The organism is Pseudaminobacter sp. Soil_N_29 (assembly GCF_057656055.1).
Genome location: NZ_JBDGLC010000005.1, coordinates 11226 through 30321 on the forward strand (window position 1 = coordinate 11226; position 19096 = coordinate 30321).

The window sequence follows — 19096 nt, forward strand, 5'->3', positions numbered from 1 at the left end:
CATTTTACCGAACCAAATATCTAATCCACTCTCGCATTGAGGAGAAAATGCAGTGCAATTCATAGACATCGGCGGCGTCACGCTTCACTACCAGCTCATCGGCGGCCCAGCGGACAAGCCGGTTCTAGTCTTCATAAATTCCCTCGGTACAGACTTTCGCATCTGGCGCGACGTGATCGTCCATCTCGCCGGCGATTTTCCCATCGTGATCTACGACAAGCGCGGCCACGGCCTTTCGGATGTCGGCACGGCGCCTTATGCGATGGAGGACCATGTCGGCGACCTCGAAGGGCTGCTCGACCATCTCAATGTGAAGAGCGCCATCATTTGCGGGCTGTCGGTTGGCGGGCTGATCGCGCAGGGCCTCCAGGCGCGGCGCCCCGATCTCGTTCGTGCGCTGATCCTGTGCGACACCGCCCACAAGATCGGCAATGCCGAGATGTGGAACGCACGCATCGCCACCATCGAGGCGCAGGGCATCGAGCCGCTGGCCGACCCGGTGCTCGAGCGCTGGTTCACCCCCGCGTTCCGCGCCAATCGCAAGGTCGAGCTTGCAGGCTATCGCAACATGCTGGTGCGCCAGCCCGCCGCCGGCTATGCCGGCACCTGCGCGGCACTTCGCGATGCCGACTACACCGAAGCGGCTAGGCGCATTTCCGTGCCAACGCTGTGTGTGGTGGGCGACCAGGACGGCTCGACGCCGCCCGACGTCGTTCGCGGCACCGCCGATCTGATCGCAGATTCCCGCTTCGAAATCATCGCCGACTGCGGGCACATTCCATGCATCGAACAGCCCGAAGCGCTGCTGGCGCTGATCCGCACTTTCCTTGCTGACATTTCTTCCGGAGAGAAACACAATGGGTGAATTGGCTCAACCATCGAGCAGGTACCGAGAAGGGCTTGCCGTCAGGCGCTCGGTTCTGGGTGACGCCCATGTCGACCGGGCGGAGAAAGCATCGAGCGAATTCGACCGGCCGTTCCAGGAGCTGATTACCGAGGCCGCCTGGGGCACGGTGTGGTCGCGTCCCGGCTGGACCAAGCGCGAGCGCTCGATCGTGACGCTGGCCCTGCTGGCCGCTCTCGGCCACGATGAGGAGGTGGCCATGCATGTGCGCGCTACCGCCAACACGGGTGCCACGCGCGAGGACATTTGCGAAGCGTTCCTGCATGTGGCCATCTATGCCGGCGTGCCGGCGGCCAACCAGGCGATCAAGATTGCCAAGCAGGTCTTTGCCGAAATGGATGCAGGAAGCGAGAGACACGATGAGCGCTGATCCCCTGTCGAACCGCAAGCCCGAGACGGGCGCCTTCTTCCAGCGCGACCGTCTGTGGCATCCGCCGGCATACACGCCGACCTACAAGACCTCGGTGCTGCGCTCGCCGCAGAAGGCACTGCTGTCGCTCGACAACACGCTGTCGGAGATCACCGGCCCGGTTTTCGGCCACAACATGCTGGGCGAACTGGACAACGACCTGATCCACAACTTCGCCAAGCCCGGCGAAAGCGCCATCGGCCCGCGCATCATCGTCTATGGCCGCGTGCTCGACGAGCGCGGCAAGGGCGTGCCCGGCGCGCTGCTGGAATTCTGGCAGGCCAATGCCGGCGGCCGCTACCGCCACAAGAAGGAGGGCTACATCGCCGCCCTCGACCCGAATTTCGGCGGCTGCGGACGCACCATCACCGACGAGGACGGCGCTTACGCCTTCCGCACCATCCAGCCCGGGCCCTATCCATGGCCGAACGGCGTCAACGACTGGCGCCCGGCGCACATCCATTTCTCGATCTTCGGGCACGGCTTTGCGCAGCGGCTGATCACCCAGATGTATTTCGAGGGCGACCCGATGATCTGGCAGTGCCCGATCGTCAAGACGATCAACGACCCGGCCGCCATCAACGGGCTGACGGCCGCCCTTGACCGCGAGGCGACGATCCCCATGGACGCGCGCGCCTACAAGTTCGACATCGTTTTGCGCGGGCGCCGCTCGTCGCTGTTCGAAAATCGCCTGGAGGGCAACTGATGGCGCAGTCTCTCGACCGTCTCAAGGAAAGCGCTTCGCAGACCGCGGGACCCTATGTCCACATCGGCCTGACGCCGAATTATTGCGGCATCACCGGCGTCTTCAAGGAAGACCTCGGCTCGACCATGGTCAACGACAAGACCAAGGGCGAGCGTATCTCCATCCGCGCCCGCGTGTTCGACGGCACCGGCACACCGCTCAAGGACGCGCTGATCGAGATCTGGCAGGCAGATGCTGACGGCCTCTACAACTCGCCGTCCGAGATGCGCGGTGCGGCCGACCCGAATTTTTCCGGCTGGGGCCGCAAGGCCACCGACATGGACACGGGCGAGTGCGTCTTCGAGACCATCAAGCCCGGCCGCGTGCCGTTCAAGGACGGCCGCAGGCAGGCCCCGCACATCACCTTCTGGATCGTGGCGCGCGGCATCAATATCGGCCTGCACACGCGCATGTATTTTCCGGAAGAGGAACAGGCGAATGCCGAGGACCCGCTGCTCGCGCGCATCGAGCACCGGCTGCGCGTGCCGACGCTGATCGCCGAGCGCGCGGCCGACGGCGCTTACGTCTTCGACATCCATCTCCAGGGGGAGAAGGAAACGGTCTTCTTCGACATCTGAGCCGCCATGTCCTTCTCGCCCTTCGATCATCCCATCCTGTCCGGCCTTCTCGGCGACGATGAGACTGCACGCCATTTTTCGGCGGCAGCCGAGATCGAAGCCATGCTCGCTTTCGAGCGGGCATTGGCCGAGGCGGAAGCGGGGGAGGGGGTGATAGAGGACGATACAGCCGCGGCAATCGTTGCCGCGCTGGAAACGTTCAAGCCGGACATGGCCGGGCTGCGGGCAGGGGTAGGGCAGGACGGCGTGGTGGTGCCGGAACTGGTGCGCCAGATCCGCGCCGCGGTGAGCGCACCGCATGACAAGGCCGTGCATTTCGGCGCGACCAGCCAGGACGTGATCGACACCGGCCTTGTGTTGCGGCTGAAGCCGGCGATCGCGCATCTCGACACGACGCTGGGCGAAGTGATCGAAAGGCTTGCCGCCATCGAGGCAAGCTTCGGCAGCCGCTTCCTGATGGGCAAGACGCGCATGCAGGCTGCGATCCCGATCACGGTTGCCGACCGCGTGCGCGCCTGGCGCGAACCGCTAGGCCGGCATCGTAAGCGGCTGGATGAGCAGCGCGGCGAACTGCTCGTCGTTCAGTTCGGCGGGGCGGCGGGCACGCTGGAAAAGCTGGGCGAGAAGGCGCCTGCAGTGCGTGCGGCACTGGCAGCGAAGCTGGGGCTCGGCGACGCGCCGCAGTGGCACAGCCAACGCGACAGGCTGGCCGAGTTTGCCGGTTGGCTGTCGCTCGTCACGGGAAGCCTGGGCAAATTCGGGCAGGACGTGGCGCTGATGGCGCAGGGCGGCGGCGAGATCGAATTGAAGGGTGGCGGTGGCTCCTCGGCCATGCCGCACAAGCAGAATCCGGTGGCGGCGGAAGTGCTGGTCGCACTTGCGCGGTTCAACGCCACGCAGCTTTCGGCGATGCACCACGCGCTGATCCACGAACAGGAGCGCTCAGGCGCCGCCTGGACGCTGGAGTGGCTCGTGCTGCCGCAGATGGTGGCAGCCACGGCGGCCTCGCTGCGGCAGGCGCGGACTTTAGCCGGGCAGATCGAGGCGGTGGGGACCTAGGCTGTGATGGGGCGATAGGTTCGCTCCCTGTACCCCCACCCCCAACCCCTCCCCACAAGGGGGAGGGGAACGAAGTTGTCGCCGTTGCCGCCAGAAAGCGGTGAAGATTGAAGATTGGTAACGGGCGGCGGGTCAGCCGTTGCCCCTCCCCCTTGTGGGGAGGGGTTGGGGGTGGGGGTATTGCCCCTCGACCAGCCGGACGCAGCGAACAAAAAAGGAAAACTATGCGCACGCAGGTTGTCATCATCGGATCGGGTCCCTCTGGCCTGTTGCTCGGGCAGCTTCTGGCCAACAACGGCATCGACAACATCATTCTGGAGCGCGTCGACCGCGACTACGTGCTGGGCCGCGTGCGCGCCGGCGTTCTGGAGCAAGGCATGGTCGATCTGCTCGACGAGGCCGGTGCAGGGGCCCGCATGCATGCCGAGGGCCTGCCGCATGAAGGCATCTCGCTTGCCTTTGACAACCGCCTCCACCGCATCGATCTTCACGGCCTCACCGGCAAGCGTGTCATGGTCTATGGCCAGACCGAGGTGACGCACGACCTGATGGACAAGCGCGAGGCGGCCGGCCTGACGACGGTCTACGAAGCCAAGAACGTGCAGCCGCACGATTTCGACACCACCGCGCCTTACGTCACCTATGAAAAGGACGGCGTCACCCATCGCATCGATTGCGACTTCATCGCCGGCTGCGACGGCTTCCACGGCGTCAGCCGCAAGTCGGTGCCGCAGGATGTCATCCGCACCTATGAGCGCGCCTATCCGTTCGGCTGGCTGGGCATACTTGCCGAGGTGCCGCCGGCGGACCACGAGCTGATCTACGCCAACCATCCGCGCGGCTTTGCGCTCTGCTCCATGCGCTCCGAACACCGCAGCCGCTACTATGTGCAGTGCCCGCTCGACGACAAGATCGAGGACTGGAGCGACGAGCGCTTCTGGGACGAGCTTCGCAGCCGCCTGCCCAGGGAAGCGGCCGAAAAGGTCGTCACCGGCCCGTCCTTCGAAAAGTCGATCGCGCCGCTGCGCTCCTTTGTGGCCGAGCCGATGCAGTTCGGTCGGCTCTCGCTGGTGGGCGACGCCGCCCACATCGTGCCGCCGACGGGTGCCAAAGGCCTCAACCTGGCCGCCAGCGACGTGCGCTACCTGTCTTCGGGCCTGCGCGAATACTACCTCGACAAGTCGTCCGCCGGCATGGAGGCCTATTCGGCCAAGGCGCTGTCGCGCGTGTGGAAGGCGGTGCGTTTCTCGTGGTGGATGACCACCATGCTGCATCGCTTCCCCGACACGGACGCCTTTGGCCAGCGCATCCAGGAAGCCGAGCTCGACTATCTGGTCCACTCGCAGGCCGCTTCGGCCTCGCTTGCTGAAAACTATGTCGGCTTGCCCTATTAAGGGCGGGTCGGCTGCGGCTCATATAGCCGCCTGATTATGTAATGCTCATTTCTTTTCATTTTACATCACCGTTTTGAGCATGACACTGGCAGATGGTGAATTGGTTCAACCCGGCACGTGTAGCCGGGTGGTTATCGTGGAGGAAACATGAAGAAGATTCTCCTGGCCGCGGTTGCGGCCGTGGCGCTCTGCGGCTCGGCCTATGCCGACACGATCAAGGTCGGCGTGATCGGCCCCTTCTCGGGCCCGTTTGCCATCCAGGGCAAGAACTTCAAGGCCGGCATCGACGCCTATATGGCGCTCAATGGCAGCAAGGTCGGCGACGACGACATCGAGATCGTCTACCGCGATGTGCCGCAGGCAGACCCGGCCCAGTCCAAGGCGCTGGCGCAGGAACTGGTGGTCAAGGAACGCGTGCAGTATCTGGCCGGATTCTATTTCACGCCGGATGCCATGGCCGTCACCCCGCTGCTCAAGCAGGCCAATGTGCCGCTGGTGGTCATGAACGCCGCGACCTCGGCGATCGTCACCAAGAGCCCGCTGGTGGTGCGCACCTCCTTCACCACCTGGCAGACTTCCGCGCCGATGGCCAAGATCGCCAAGGAACGCGGCGTCAACAAGGTCATCACCGTGGTCAGCGACTACGGCCCGGGCGTCGACGCCGAAACCGCGTTCAAGACCACCTTCACCGCCGAGGGCGGCGAGGTCGTGGACTCGATCCGCATGCCGCTGTCGACCAACGACTTCAGCCCGATCATGCAGCGCGTGAAGGATTCCGGGGCCGATGCGCTGTTTGCCTTCCTGCCCTCGGGCCCGACTACGCTGGGCTTCGTGAAGGCCTTTAACGACAACGGCCTGAAGAACTCCGGCATCAAGTTCCTGGCGCCGGGCGATCTCACGCAGGAATCCGACCTGCCGGCGCTGGGCGCCTCGGCCGAAGGCCTGCTGACGACCTTCCACTATGCCGTGTCGCACGACTCGGCCGAGAACAAGAAGTTCGTCGAGGCTGCCCAGAAGGCCATCGGCAACCCAGCCGAACTGTCCTTCCCCTCGGTGGGTGCCTATGACGGCATGCACGTCATCTACAAGATGATCGAGGCGACCGGAGGCAAGCAGGACGCGCAGAAGGCGGTGGACGCCGTGAAGGGCATGGCGTGGGAAAGCCCGCGCGGCCCCGTGTCGATCGACCCTGAAAGCCGCCACATGACGCAGAACATCTATCTGCGCGAAGTGGCCAAGGCCGAAGACGGCACCTACTACAACAAGGAAACCGCGACCTTCGAAAACCAGGGCGATCCCGGCCTGGCCGCCGCGAAGTAAGCGAACCTTTTTGCGAACCGACGCCCGGTGGCCGCATACGGCTTCCGGGCGCTTTCCGGATAGAGCCATGCAAACCGTTTTCAGCGTTGGGACCGACGCCCTTGCCTATGGCATGGTGCTGTTCGTCATCTCGATCGGACTGTCCGTGACCATGGGCCTGATGCGCGTGGTCAATCTTGCCCACGGCGCCTTTGCCATGATCGGCGGCTACATCGCCTCCTACGCCGCTCATACGCTGGGCCTGGGCTATGCCGTGGCGATCCTGATCGCCGTGGTGGGCACCATCCTCATCGCCATCCCGGTCGAGCGGCTGCTCTACCGCCGCATCTATGGCGCGCCCGAGCTGACGCAGGTGCTGATGACCATCGGCATCACCTTCTGCGTCATCGGCCTTGCCAATTATGTATTCGGCCCGACGCTGAAGACCATCCCGCTGCCCGAGACGCTGCGCGGGCCGGTCGATCTCGGCTTCCGCTCCATTGCCGCGCACAAGCTGTTTGCCATCGCCTGCGGCGTGGTGGTTGCCGGCGGCCTCTGGTTCCTCATCGAAAAGACCGCCTTCGGCGTGAAGCTGCGCGCCTCGGTGGACAATGCGGCAATGGCCGCATCGCTGGGTGTGCGCACCAAGATCGTCTATGCCGTCAGCTTCGCGGTTGCGGTCGGGCTTGCCGCCTTTGGCGGCATCGTCGGCGCCGAACTCTTGCCGATCGAACCCTATTACGCGCTGCGCTACATGGTGACGTTCCTCGTCGTCGTCTCGGTCGGCGGCGCGGGCTCCATTCCCGGCGCGCTGCTGGCCTGTATCCTGCTCGGCACCATCGACACGACCGGCCGCTACCTGTTGCCGGAATATGGCGAGTTCTTCTTCTATCTCGCGGTGATTGCAATCGTCTGCATCTTCCCGCGCGGACTTCTGGGCAGGAAGAAATAATGGCCGCGATTGAAACCACTTCTGCGATGGGCAAGGCGGCAACCGCCCCCAACTGGCTGCTGCGCGATCTCACGGGCCTTGCCATCATCCTGGTCGTTGCGGCGATCGGCTTTCTGCTGTTCCCCGACAATCTGGCGCTCCTGACGCGCATCGTGGCCATTGCGCTGCTGGTGCTGTCGCTCGATCTCGTCACCGGCTATTGCGGCGTCGGCACGCTCGGCCACGCGGCGCTGTTCGGGGCAGGGGCCTATGCGGCCGGCATTGCCGCGGCGCATTTTGAAATCAGCGACCCGATCGCCATGGTCGGAATCGGCGCGGTGGGCGGCGCACTGGCCGGTCTGGTCTCCGGTGCGGTAATCCTGCGCGGACATGGGCTGGCGCAGCTGGTGCTTTCCATTGCGGTGGTGCACCTCTTCCACGAGATCGCCAACAAGGCGTCGGACTGGACCGGCGGCAGCGACGGCCTTGCCGGCATCTCGCCCGATCCGGTGTTCGGCGTCTTCGAGTTCGACCTCTGGGGCCACACCGCCTATGGCTTTGGCGTAGCACTTCTGGTCATCGTCTTCATGCTGCTGCGCCTTCTGGTGCGTTCGCCCTTCGGCATGCTGTGCCGCGGCATCAAGGAAGACCCGATCCGCGTCAGCGCCATGGGCGCTTCGGTGAACGGCATGCTGATGCGCATGTATGTGATCTCCGGCGCTGTGGCCGGCATCGGCGGTGCGCTGAACGCCATCTCCACCCAGGTCGTGGGCCTCGACAGCCTGAGCTTCACCACCTCGGCGGATTCCCTGGTGATGCTGGTGCTGGGCGGCACGGGCTCGCTCTACGGCGCGCTGATCGGCACCGTCACCTTCATGTGGTTCGAGGATTTCGTCTCGGCCGCCAATCCGTTCCACTGGCTCACCATCGTCGGCGCGCTGCTGATCGCGGTGGTGCTGTTTGCGCCCAAGGGCCTCTATGGCACCGCGGCGCAGCTTCTGAACCGCTACCGGAGGCAGGCATGAGCGCGGTCTTCCAGGTCCAGAACCTGAAAAAATCCTTCGGCGGCCTTGCGGTCACCCAGGACGTCTCGATCTCCATGGCCCCGGGCGACCGGGTGGCGCTGATCGGACCCAACGGGGCCGGCAAGACCACCTTCGTCAACCTGGTGACGGGGCACCTCCAGCCCGATTCCGGCAAGGTCACGCTGGGCAGCGCAGACGTGACTTCGCTGGTGCCCACCAAGCGCGTCCAGCAGGGGCTGGTGCGCTCGTTCCAGGTGACGCGGCTGTTTGCCGACATGACGCCGGAAGAGCATGTCGCGCTGGCGGTGCTGCAGCGCACGGGCCGCACGGGCCGGCTGCTCGGCAATTTCCACGCCATGCCGGACGTGATGGCCGAGGTGGGCGAACTGCTCTCCACGCTGGGCATCGACCATATTGCAACGCGCAAGGTAAGCGAGATCGCCTATGGCCAGCAGCGCCTGCTGGAGATCGCGCTGGCGCTGGCGCTGAAGCCCAAGGTGCTGCTGCTCGACGAGCCCGCCGCCGGCGTGCCGCAGAGCGACACCCCGCGCATCGAGGCGGCCCTTGCCGGCCTTCCCGCCGACCTCGCCGTGCTGATGATCGAGCACGACATGGACCTCGTTTTCCGCTTCGCCAAGCGCGTCGTCGTGCTTGCCGCCGGCGCCATCATCTTCGACGGTTCGCCCGAGGATGTGACCAAGGATACCCGCGTGCGCGAAGCCTATCTCGGAAACTATGCCAATGACCGCAGCGCTGCTTGAAGTCACCGATCTCAGCGCCGGCTACGGCCCGACGCGGGTGCTGGAGGGCATCAGCTTCTCGGTTGCCGCCGGCTCGCGCCTTGCCGTGCTGGGCCGCAACGGCATGGGCAAGACCACGCTGTTTGCCACCATTGCCGGCCAGACCAAGCGCTATGGCGGCACGATCCGCCTGGGCGGCACCGAACTGACTGGCCTCGAAAGCGCCTCTCGCGCCCGTTCCGGCCTCGGCTACGTGCCGCAGGCGCGCTGCATCTTCCCATCGCTCACCGTGGAGGAAAACCTGTTCGTGGGCCTGAAGGACCGCGACCGCTCGGCGATCGAGGAAGCCTACGACATGTTCCCGCGGCTGAAGGAGCGCCGGAAAAATCTCGGCTCGCAGCTTTCCGGCGGCGAGCAGCAGATGCTCTCCACCGCGCGCACCATTCTGGGCAAGCCGACCGTGCTGTTGCTGGACGAGCCGCTGGAAGGCTTGGCGCCGGTGATCTGCGAGGAACTGATGGCGGCGTTCTCCAAGCTCGCCTCCAGCGGTGACATGACGATCCTCCTGGTGGAGCAGCGCATCCAGAGCGCGCTCGACTTCGCCGACCACGCCATCATCCTCGAGCGCGGCCGCGTCGCCTGGTCGGGAACCCCGGGAGAACTTTCCGCGCAGCCGGAAGTGGTGGAGAGATTGCTGGGGGTTGGCGGGCTGCACTGACGGCGCGGCGCCTCCCTCCCCCTTGAGGGGAGGGTCGATCCGCGCAGCGGATCGGGGAGGGGGCCTCGCGGCAGCGCGCGACTTGGCCTCCCTTGAGGGCTCTCGCATAGAATTCGACCCCCGCTCCGGTTTGCTTCGCAAACCACCTCTCCCCCGATCGACGGGGGAGAGGAAACGCCGTCCGCAACCTTGGCACCCTTCCTCTCCCCTTTTGAGGGGGAGAGGTGCCGAGCGTAGCGAGGCGGAGTGGGGGTACGTCGCAGCATCTGCGATTGTGCGATTGCACCGCCCGCGGCAAAGCTCCGGCACTCACTGCACAAAAAAATCTTCAATCCTCGCCGCCGTCTGTTTCAGCAGCGGCAGGAAATCGCGCTCCATTTCGGCAACGGAATGACGCGCGGATTGGGTGGAGACATTGATCGCGGCGACGATCGTGCCAGCGCGGTCGCGCAGCGGAACGGCGATCGAGCGCAGGCCGATTTCCAGCTCCTCGTCGACCACGGCGTATCCGTCGCGGCCGGCCCTGGCGACCGCCTCGGCAATCCGTTTCGGATCCGTAAGCGTTTTTGCGGTCTTGGGGGCCGGGGAGATGCGGGCAAGAAAAACGTCGAGTTCCTCGGCCTTCAGGCCCGACAGCAGAACGCGCCCCATCGCCGTGCACCAGGCCGGCAGATGAGCGCCGACATGCAGTTCCAGGCTGACGATACGCGGGCCGGCGACGCGTGCCACATAGACGACATCGTCGCCGGATAGAATCGTCGCCGAGCAGGATTCCTGCAGCGCGGCCGCCGTCTGGCGCATGAAGGGCTCGGCGAAGGCCCAGAGCGAGGTGCCCTGCAGCCAGGTGCGCGCGACCGACAAGAGCCGAGGCGAAAGCGAAAACTGCCGGCCGGTCTGCGTGGCATAGCCGGTGGCGACCAGGGTGAGCAGGAAGCGCCGCGCGCCGGCACGCGTCAGCCCCGCCTTTTCGGCCGTTTCGGTGAGCGTCAGTCCGGCCGGGTGCGCAGCAAGGATTTCCATGACGCCGAGCCCGCGCTCCAGCGAGTTCACATGGTCTCTCGAGGCAGCTTCATCGGACATGGGCAATGCCTCCATGGGCGCAACCGCGGGCCGCGCCGAATGTTGACTCTTCAATGATGATCATGGCAAAGTATCGCATACAAAACAAATGTTCGCAATGCGAACTTTCATGGCCAGGGCGGCAGGCTGCAAACAAGGCGGTCGCCAATGGTTTCTCGCTGCGGCCGTGACGGCCGCCAGTCAGGATGGGTGAGAGCACGATGAACAAGATCAGTCCAAGCTTGGAGGATGCGGTCGCCGACATCCAGGACGGCATGGTGGTGATGATTGGCGGCTTCGGCGGGGCAGGCGCGCCGATCGAGCTCATCCATGCGCTGGTCGAGCGATACAGGAAGACCGGATCGCCCGGCCGGCTTACCGTGGTGAACAACAATGCCGGGAACGGCGATGTCGGCATCGCGGCCATGATCTATGCCGGCATGGTGGCCAAGATGGTCTGCTCGTTCCCGCGCTCGTCGGACCCGCGCGCCTTCACCGAAAAATACCTTGCCGGTGAAATCGAGCTGGAGCTGGTGCCGCAGGGCACCCTGGCCGAGCGCATCCGCGCCGGCGGCGCCGGCATTCCCGCCTTCTACACGCCGACGAGCTTTGGCACGCTGGTTGCCGAAGGCAAGCCGGTGGCGGAATTCGAGGGCCGGAAATATGTCCAGGAGCGCTGGCTGAAGGCAGACGTCGCCCTGATCAAGGCCGAGCTGGCCGACCGCAAGGGCAACCTGACCTACCACATGGCGGCGCGGAATTTCTCGCCGCTGATGGCGACGGCGGCCGCGACCACGATCGTGCAGGCAAGCCGCGTACTTGAGCCGGGCGGGATCGACCCCGAGCATGTCGTGACGCCGGGCATATTCGTGAAGCGGATCGTGGAAGTTCCGAACCCGAAACAGGAAGAAGCTCTGTTGCGCGAGGTGACCAAGTGATGGCTGTAAAACTGACCAACGCACAGATCGCATGGCGTGCGGCGCAGGATATTCCCGACGGCGCCTATGTGAACCTCGGCATCGGCTTTCCCGAGATGGTCGCCAAGTTCAAGCCCGAAGGGCGCGAGGTGATCTATCATACCGAGAACGGCATCCTCGATTTCGGCGAGGCACCGCCGGCCGGTGAGGAAGACTGGGACCTGATCAACGCCGGCAAGAAGGCCGTGACCCTCAACCCGGGCGCCTCCTTCTTCCACCATGCCGACAGCTTCGCCATGGTGCGCGGCGGCCATCTGGATGTCGCCATCCTGGGCGCCTACGAGGTTGCCGAAAACGGCGATCTGGCCAACTGGAGCACGGGCCCCGGCTCGGTGCCGGCCGTGGGCGGCGCGATGGATCTGGTCCACGGCGCCAAGCGGGTTTGCGTCATCACTGACCACACCACCAAGGACGGGCGGCCAAAACTGCTCAAGCAGTGCCGGCTGCCGCTGACCGGCGTCGGCTGCGTCACCACGGTCTATACCAGCCTTGCCGTGGTCGACATCGTCAACGCGCGCTTCGTTCTTCGGGAAAAGCTGCCCAGCATCAGCCTGGACGAACTGCAGGCCTTGACCGAAGCCACGCTGGTGGTCGAAGGCAGCGTCAAAGATCTTGTCGTTCCGGAGGTTTGAACATGGCTGACGCCTATATCTGTGACTATATCCGCACGCCCATCGGGCGCTTCGGCGGCTCGCTCTCCTCGGTGCGCGCCGACGACCTTGGCGCGGTGCCGCTGAAGGCGCTGGTGGAGCGCAACGCGTCGGTCGACTGGGCCGCCGTGGACGACGTGATCTATGGTTGCGCCAACCAGGCCGGCGAGGACAACCGCAACGTGGCGCGCATGGCGCTGCTGCTGGCCGGCCTGCCGATCGAAGTGCCGGGCACCACGATGAACCGCCTCTGCGGCTCGGGCATGGATGCCGTCATCACCGCCGCACGCGCCATCAAGGCGGGAGAGGCCGAGCTGATGATTGCCGGCGGCGTGGAATCGATGAGCCGCGCGCCCTTCGTCATGCCCAAGGCCGACACGGCGTTTTCGCGCAATGCCGAGATCTACGACACCACCATCGGCTGGCGCTTCATCAACCCGCTGATGAAGAAGCAGTATGGCGTCGATTCCATGCCGGAGACCGGCGAGAACGTGGCCGAGGATTTTTCCATCAGCCGCGCCGACCAGGACGCCTTTGCCGCGCGCAGCCAGGCCAAGGCCGTGGCAGCGCAGGAAAACGGCCGCTTGGCGAAGGAAATCACGCCGGTGACGATCCCGCAGCGCAAGGGCGACCCCGTGGTGGTGGCCAAGGACGAGCATCCGCGCGCCGGCACGACCGTCGAGACGCTGGCCAAGCTGGGAACGCCCTTCAAGAAGGAAGGCGGCACGGTGACGGCGGGCAACGCGTCCGGCGTCAATGATGGTGCTGCGGCCCTCATCGTCGCGTCGGAAGCGGCAATCAAGAAGTATGGCCTGACGCCGATCGCGCGCATCGTCGGCGGCGCTACCGCTGGCGTCGCCCCGCGCATCATGGGCATGGGCCCGGCGCCGGCGACCAAGAAGCTGTGCGCCCGGCTCGGCATCAAGCCGTCCGATTTCGACGTCATCGAGCTCAACGAAGCATTCGCCTCCCAAGGCATCGCCGTGCTCCGCGACCTCGGCATTGCCGAGGATGCGGAGCACGTGAACCCGAATGGCGGCGCGATTGCGCTGGGCCACCCGCTCGGCATGTCGGGTGCGCGCATTTCGGGCACGGCCGCACTTGAGCTGAAGGAGCGCGGCGGCAAGCTGGCGCTCGCCACCATGTGCATCGGCGTCGGCCAGGGCATCGCCATCGCGCTCGAGCGCGTCTGAGCCGAAACCTAACACCGCATGTTTGAAAGGCCCGGCATCGCTGATGCCGGGCTTTTTCTTTGCGCAGGTCCTGCGCGAACCGCTGGATTGCCGGCGCGCTACAGCCGCCTTTCCGTTTCCTTGTCGAAGACGTGCAAGGCGTCCGTATCGAGTGCGAAGCGGCGGCCCGTGCCGGGCTGGATGTCGGACTTCGGCGACAGGCTGGCGGTGATGCGCTGCGCCCCGACGGTCGCGCTGACCACGAGTTCCGGACCGGTCAGTTCCACCACCTCGACATTCGCCTCGAACGCCGGCCCTTCGCCGTCCGAAGCAAGCCGCAGGTTTTCAGGGCGCACGCCCAGCACCAGCTTCTGGTCGGGCCTGGCCTTGGCGGCGGTTTCGGCGGGCAGCGGGATGGCGACGTCCGAGCCGTCGATACGGGCAACGCCGTCGGCAATACGCGCATCAAGCATGTTCATTGAGGGCGAGCCGACGAAGCCGGCGACATAGAGCGTGGCCGGGCGCTCGTAGATTTCGGCCGGCGTGGCGAGCTGCTCGATCTGGCCGTTGCGCATGATCGCGATGCGGGTGGCAAGCGTCATCGCCTCGATCTGGTCGTGGGTGACGTAGACGACCGTCGTGCGCAGCATCTGGTGCAGGCGCTTCAGCTCGGTGCGCATTTCCATGCGCAGCTTGGCGTCGAGATTGGACAGCGGCTCGTCGAACAGGAACACCTGCGGGTTGCGCACGAGGGCGCGGCCAATGGCGACGCGCTGGCGCTGGCCGCCGGAAAGCTCGGAGGGCCGGCGTTCGAGCAGGTTCTCGATCTGCAGGATCCTTGCGGCCTTCTTCACCGCCTCCTCGCGCTCGGCCGCCGGGACCTTGCGCATTTCCAGGCCGAAGCCGATGTTCCGCGCCACCGACATGTTGGGGTAGAGCGCATAGGACTGGAACACCATGGCGATGTCGCGGTCCTTCGGGTGCACGCCGACGACGGAGCGCCCGTCAATGCGCACGTCGCCGCCGGTCGGTTCGGCGAGGCCGGCAATGATGTTGAGCAGGGTGGACTTGCCGCAGCCCGAAGGTCCGAGCAGGACCAGAAACTCGCCGCTTTCCAGCGACAGATCAATGCCCTTCAGCGTCTCGACCGTGCCGTAGCGCTTGCGCACGCCGATGATGTCCAGCGCGCTCAACGGCGGTCTCCGGCGTTTGCGAGGTATCGGGTCATAAGACTACTCGACCTTGGTGATCTTGGAGGAACGCACCGGCGTTCCGACATCGGCCACGCGCGCCGAGGCAAAGGCCAGCATGAAGCGCTGGGCGGCCGGCAGCAAGGCGAAGATGGCGGCGGCGCCGGAGGCGGCGTCGATCTTCACGGTTTCGGTGCCGGCGACCGGCGCCTCGCCGGAGGCATCGAACACGACCACGGGCGAGCCGGCTTCCGATGCCGACACAGCCATGCGCGCGACCAGTTCGGAGGTGGCGTCGGCGGCGCGGAACAGCACCACGCCGACGTTCTGTCCCAGCATTTCCATCGGCCCATGGCGCAGCTGGCCGCCTTCGAGCGAGAAGCAGGGCACGCGCGACAGCTCGGTGAGGCCGAGCGCGATGGCTTCGGCCACGCCCTGCGTGCGGCGACCGGAAGTGACGATGGCCGAGACATTGGCGAGCGACGCGGCGGCCGCGGCGACCGAGACGGCGGACGGATTTTTCAGGACTTCCAGCGCCTGCGTGGGGTCGGCGCCGAGTTCCGCAAGCACCGCCAGATGCAGCGCGAAGCTGATGGTCAGGCTGCGGGTGGCGGCAAAGGCCTTCTCATTTCCGCCGACGCCGGCGAGACACGGGACGGTCTTGGCAAGCGTCGAATTGCCGTCGAGGGTCAGGCCAAAAGTGTGTTCCGGCACGCCGGCCTCGGCGAACCAGCGCAGCACCTCGGCGCTTTCGCCCGACTGCGAGGTGACGAGGATGGTGCGCCCGGAAAGCGGCAGCGGCTGGCCGAGCTGTTCGGACAGCGGCACGGCGACCGCGTCGATGCCGAGGTCGCGGTAGAGCGGCTCGACCGCGCGGCCGACCGCGTGCGAACCGCCCATGCCGAGCAGAAGCAGGCGGCCGGTGGCGCGCAGCGCCTCGGCGATTTTGTGCGCGACCGGCTTTGCCGCCTCGAAGGAGGCGATCGAGTCGGCATTCTGCCGGGCCATTTCGTGTTCGATTGCGACGAGGCCCGCGGGGCGAAGATTCTGTACCGTCACTGTCATCCCTTGACGCCGCCCTGTGTGAGCCCCGAGATCAGGGCGCGCTGCATGAACAGCCCGATCAGCACCGGCGGCAGGGCGGCAAGCACGCCGGCGGTCGCGATCAGGCCATAGTCGGACACCCTGCCGCCGGCGAGGTCGGCGATCGCCACCGTCAGGGTCTTGGCCCTGAGGTCGGAGGTGAAGAGCAGGGCATAGAAGAATTCGTCCCACGCCAGCAGGAAGGCGAAGAGCGCGGCGGTGGCCATCACCGGTGCTGCGAGCGGCAGGGTGATCAGCCGCAGGATCTGGTCGAGGCGGGCGCCGTCCATCATCGCCGCGCTTTCGATCTCGCGCGGGATGGCGTCGAAGCCGGATTTCAGGAGCCAGGTGGTGAATGGCGCGAGAATGGTGAGATAGACCAGCGCCAGGCCGTAGACGGTGTTGAGCAGGCCGAGTGCTGCAAGGCCCATGTAAAGTGGCACGGCCAGCGCCACCGGCGGCAGCATGTAGGTGCCGATCACCGCATAGAGCGACGTACCCACCTTGGGCGTGCGCGAGACGGCCCAGGCGGCGGGGATGGCGACCAGCAAGGCGGCAACCGTCGCCATGCTGGCCACGCGCAGGCTGTTGAACAGGGCGGCGACGAAGGCGGCGCCCTCGGTGTTGCCGACGGCGGTCAGCAGCCGGCGATAGCGCGACAGGTCGACAGTCTCGGGCCACCAGTGCAGCGGCTTGGCGGTGAGGTCGGCGGTGGAGGAAATGCTCATCACGAACAGCCACACGACGGGCGCAAGGATGACCGCCGCCAGAAGGATGGCGCAGGCGTAGACGAGGATCGTGGCGGCGAGGCTGCGGCGTTCCATCAGGTGGCTCCCGCGCTTTTGCGGATGACGGCGGCGTAGATGACGGCAAGCACCGTAACCAGCAAGGTCACCATCAGCGCCAGCGATGCGCCGGACCCGGCTCGCTGGAAGGAAAACGCTTCCTGATAGACGAGGATCGACAGGGTGCGGGTGGAGTTGGCGGGGCCGCCGCGGGTCATCACCCAGATAATGTCGAAGACCTTGAAGGCCTCGATGGTGCGCAGCACCAGCGCCACCATCAGCGGCCCGGCGAGATAGGGCAGGATGACGAAGCGGAAGCGCGACCAGGCGCCGGCGCCGTCAACCATGGAGGCGGCGGTGATGTCGCGCGGCACGGCCTGCAGGGCGGCGAGCGCGATCAGCGCCACCAGCGGAAAATTCTTCCAGGTGTCGGCGAGGATCAGGGCTGCAAGTGCGGTGCCCGGCTCGCCGAGCCAGGAGCGATAGGCGTCGATGAGGCCGATCTGGGTTAGTGCTGCGTTGAGCGCGCCATATTCGGGATTGTAGATCAGCCGCCAGAGCGTGGCGTTGACGACGGTGGGCAGCGCCCAGGGCAGGATCATCAGCGCCCGCAGTACGGTGCGGCCGTAGAATTGCTGATTGAGAAGGAGGGCGGCGGCCACGCCCACGACCATCTCCGCCGCAACCGAAATGACGGCGAACCATGTGGTGGTGATCAGCGTGCGCTGGAAGCCGGAATTCGACAGCATCTTCACATAGTTGTCGATGCCGACGAAATTGCCGGAGGTGCCGACCAGCTTGGCGTCGGTGAAGGAGAGCCGCACCGTGTCCACCAGCGGCCAGCCGATGACGGCCACCATGACGATGAGCAGGGGCAGCATCAGGAGCCATGCGCGCGTGCTGATCCAGTTGCTGGACATGAGGCGGACCTGACCGAACCCTTGGAAAAATCACCTGCCTGCCGCCGGCCGGGCGAGCCCGCGGAAAGCCACGGGCGGCGCCGGATGGACGCCGCCCGTGCTACTTCTATCAGAGACCGCTGTTTTCAGCCGCCGAGTTCAGGGCGTCTTCCGGCTTGGCCTGGCCAAGCAGGGCTTCCTGGATGGCGATCTGCAGCGCGGTCGACAGTTCCTGGTACTTCGGTGTGGTCGGGCGCGGATACATGGCGCCCAGCGCGACCTTGGCAGCGGCGATCATGTCTTCCTGGCCTTCGCTGACGGCCGGATCGTCATAGGACGAGGTCCAGATCGGCAGGCTGAGCTTGGCATAGGCGTTCTGGGTCGCCTGCGAGGTCATGAACTCGATGTACTTCCAGGCTTCGTCCTGATGCTTGCTGGTGGTGGTGATGCCCAGGCCCATCGAGCCGTTGACGGCCGAAACCTCGCTCTTGCCGTCGACGCCCGGGGCGGGCACGACGCCGACCTTGCCGGCAACCTTGCTCTCCTTGGGGTCGTTGGCCATGTTGTACATGTAGGTCCAGTTCAGGGCGAAGGCGGCTTCGCCGTTCTGGAACACGCGGCGCACGTCCTCCTCGAGGAATTCCTTCGAGTTGGGGTTGGTGAGGCCGGCGGAATAGGACTCGACCATGTAGTTCAGCGCGTCCAGCCCGCCATCGGTCTGGAAGGCCGGCTTGCCGTCCTTCAGGAAGTCGCCCTTATAGGCGCTGACCAGCGTGGTGTAGTCGCAGATCACGGCCTCGGCCTGTGCCCAGCTCCAGGAGATCGGCGTTTCGAGGATGCCCTTGTCCTTGATGATCTTGGCCTGCTCGGCAAGCTCGGCCCAGGTCTTGGGCGGGTTCTGGATGCCGGCCTTCTCGAGAATTTCCTTGTTGTAGAAGAGGTACTTGGTGTCGAGGATCCACGGCAGGCCGAAGCGCTTGCCCTCATATTCCACCGTCGTCCAGGCGCCCGGAAGCACGCCTTCCTTCATTGCCGGCGTGATGCGGTCGGAAACGTCGACCAGCACGTTGTTGGTGGCGAATTCGGCCGGCCAGATGACGTCGAACAGCACGACGTCGTAGCCGCCGCCCGAGCCCTGCGCCAGCACGGTCTTGTCGTGCAGGCCTTCATAGGGCACGAATTCCAGATTGACGGTCACGTCCGGATTGGCCTTGGTGAAGGCCTCCGTCATGGCGCGCACGTCGTCTTCGCTATAGGCGGCCTGCGCCATGAAGAGCGCATTGAGCTTGGTTTCGGCATGCGCGATGCCGCCCATTCCGATGCCGAAAAGGGTTGCGCCGAGCAGCGCCGTCTTGATCGATTTCAACATTGTTTCCTCCACCACCTTGCTGTGTAGCTTGCCGGGTCCAGTTTTGACCAACGCCACGCCCGGATGCAAGCAAACCGCAATGCCGTGCGGCACGCCATCGGCGCCTCGCC

Annotated in this window: 20 protein-coding genes; 14 read left to right on the forward strand and 6 right to left on the reverse strand. The window is 65.5% G+C overall.

Features of this window, described 5'->3' with window-relative positions; translation table 11 throughout:
* Positions 1-52: 52 nt before the first annotated feature.
* The 11 genes from pcaD to AC3A4H_RS12875 all read left to right on the forward strand — a co-directional run bounded on the left by pcaD (position 53) and on the right by AC3A4H_RS12875 (position 9802).
* Entirely contained in the window at positions 53-865 is an 813-nt protein-coding gene (pcaD, locus tag AC3A4H_RS12825; RefSeq protein WP_487766995.1) for a 3-oxoadipate enol-lactonase, read from the forward strand.
* Positions 858-1274, forward strand: coding sequence for a 4-carboxymuconolactone decarboxylase (gene pcaC, locus AC3A4H_RS12830; protein WP_487766996.1), 417 nt, complete (start codon positions 858-860; stop codon positions 1272-1274). Before pcaD ends, pcaC begins: the two co-directional genes overlap by 8 nt.
* Entirely contained in the window at positions 1264-2019 is a 756-nt protein-coding gene (gene pcaH, locus AC3A4H_RS12835; protein WP_348781159.1) for a protocatechuate 3,4-dioxygenase subunit beta, read from the forward strand. The genes pcaC and pcaH overlap by 11 nt, the downstream gene beginning before the upstream one ends.
* A complete protein-coding gene (gene pcaG, locus AC3A4H_RS12840; RefSeq protein ID WP_487766997.1) occupies positions 2019-2636 on the forward strand; it encodes a protocatechuate 3,4-dioxygenase subunit alpha in 618 nt (205 codons plus the stop codon). Before pcaH ends, pcaG begins: the two co-directional genes overlap by 1 nt.
* A gap of 6 nt (positions 2637-2642) precedes the next feature.
* Complete coding sequence (locus AC3A4H_RS12845; protein WP_487766998.1) at positions 2643-3695, forward strand: 3-carboxy-cis,cis-muconate cycloisomerase; 1053 nt, start codon at positions 2643-2645, stop codon at positions 3693-3695.
* A gap of 224 nt (positions 3696-3919) precedes the next feature.
* Positions 3920-5089, forward strand: coding sequence for a 4-hydroxybenzoate 3-monooxygenase (pobA, locus tag AC3A4H_RS12850; RefSeq protein ID WP_487766999.1), 1170 nt, complete (start codon positions 3920-3922; stop codon positions 5087-5089).
* Between the two features lie 147 nt (positions 5090-5236).
* A complete protein-coding gene (locus AC3A4H_RS12855; protein WP_487767000.1) occupies positions 5237-6409 on the forward strand; it encodes an ABC transporter substrate-binding protein in 1173 nt (390 codons plus the stop codon).
* Positions 6410-6476: 67 nt separating this feature from the next.
* Complete coding sequence (locus tag AC3A4H_RS12860) at positions 6477-7340, forward strand: branched-chain amino acid ABC transporter permease (RefSeq protein ID WP_487767001.1); 864 nt, start codon at positions 6477-6479, stop codon at positions 7338-7340.
* Entirely contained in the window at positions 7340-8344 is a 1005-nt protein-coding gene (locus tag AC3A4H_RS12865) for a branched-chain amino acid ABC transporter permease (RefSeq protein WP_487767002.1), read from the forward strand. The genes AC3A4H_RS12860 and AC3A4H_RS12865 overlap by 1 nt, the downstream gene beginning before the upstream one ends.
* A complete protein-coding gene (locus AC3A4H_RS12870; protein ID WP_487767003.1) occupies positions 8341-9105 on the forward strand; it encodes an ABC transporter ATP-binding protein in 765 nt (254 codons plus the stop codon). Before AC3A4H_RS12865 ends, AC3A4H_RS12870 begins: the two co-directional genes overlap by 4 nt.
* Complete coding sequence (locus AC3A4H_RS12875; protein ID WP_487767004.1) at positions 9086-9802, forward strand: ABC transporter ATP-binding protein; 717 nt, start codon at positions 9086-9088, stop codon at positions 9800-9802. The genes AC3A4H_RS12870 and AC3A4H_RS12875 overlap by 20 nt, the downstream gene beginning before the upstream one ends.
* A gap of 309 nt (positions 9803-10111) precedes the next feature.
* Here the strand turns inward: AC3A4H_RS12875 and AC3A4H_RS12880 are convergent, their stop codons facing one another.
* On the reverse strand, positions 10112-10882 hold the full coding sequence (locus AC3A4H_RS12880) for an IclR family transcriptional regulator domain-containing protein (protein ID WP_487767005.1): 771 nt from the start codon (positions 10880-10882) through the stop codon (positions 10112-10114).
* A gap of 200 nt (positions 10883-11082) precedes the next feature.
* Between AC3A4H_RS12880 and AC3A4H_RS12885 the strand changes: the two genes are divergently transcribed.
* From AC3A4H_RS12885 to pcaF, 3 genes are read left to right on the forward strand one after another with little or no spacing between them, the layout of a single operon-like run.
* A complete protein-coding gene (locus tag AC3A4H_RS12885; protein ID WP_487767006.1) occupies positions 11083-11799 on the forward strand; it encodes a 3-oxoacid CoA-transferase subunit A in 717 nt (238 codons plus the stop codon).
* Complete coding sequence (locus tag AC3A4H_RS12890) at positions 11799-12470, forward strand: 3-oxoacid CoA-transferase subunit B (RefSeq protein ID WP_487767007.1); 672 nt, start codon at positions 11799-11801, stop codon at positions 12468-12470. The genes AC3A4H_RS12885 and AC3A4H_RS12890 overlap by 1 nt, the downstream gene beginning before the upstream one ends.
* Before the next feature lie 2 nt (positions 12471-12472).
* On the forward strand, positions 12473-13681 hold the full coding sequence (gene pcaF, locus AC3A4H_RS12895; protein WP_487767008.1) for a 3-oxoadipyl-CoA thiolase: 1209 nt from the start codon (positions 12473-12475) through the stop codon (positions 13679-13681).
* Between the two features lie 98 nt (positions 13682-13779).
* On the opposite strand, the gene AC3A4H_RS12900 is transcribed toward pcaF, so the two are convergent.
* From AC3A4H_RS12900 to AC3A4H_RS12920, 5 genes are all read right to left on the reverse strand, one after another.
* Positions 13780-14853 (reverse strand): ABC transporter ATP-binding protein, encoded by a 1074-nt coding sequence (locus AC3A4H_RS12900; RefSeq protein ID WP_487767009.1) that lies wholly within the window; start codon positions 14851-14853, stop codon positions 13780-13782.
* A 39-nt stretch (positions 14854-14892) separates the two neighbouring features.
* Positions 14893-15915: an SIS domain-containing protein gene (locus AC3A4H_RS12905; protein ID WP_487767010.1), complete on the reverse strand. Its 1023-nt coding sequence runs from the start codon at positions 15913-15915 to the stop codon at positions 14893-14895.
* Positions 15912-16757, reverse strand: coding sequence for a carbohydrate ABC transporter permease (locus AC3A4H_RS12910; protein ID WP_487767011.1), 846 nt, complete (start codon positions 16755-16757; stop codon positions 15912-15914). The genes AC3A4H_RS12905 and AC3A4H_RS12910 overlap by 4 nt, the downstream gene beginning before the upstream one ends.
* A complete protein-coding gene (locus tag AC3A4H_RS12915; protein ID WP_487767012.1) occupies positions 16757-17638 on the reverse strand; it encodes a carbohydrate ABC transporter permease in 882 nt (293 codons plus the stop codon). The genes AC3A4H_RS12910 and AC3A4H_RS12915 overlap by 1 nt, the downstream gene beginning before the upstream one ends.
* A 109-nt stretch (positions 17639-17747) precedes the next feature.
* Positions 17748-18986 (reverse strand): extracellular solute-binding protein, encoded by a 1239-nt coding sequence (locus AC3A4H_RS12920; protein ID WP_487767013.1) that lies wholly within the window; start codon positions 18984-18986, stop codon positions 17748-17750.
* Positions 18987-19096 lie beyond the last annotated feature (110 nt).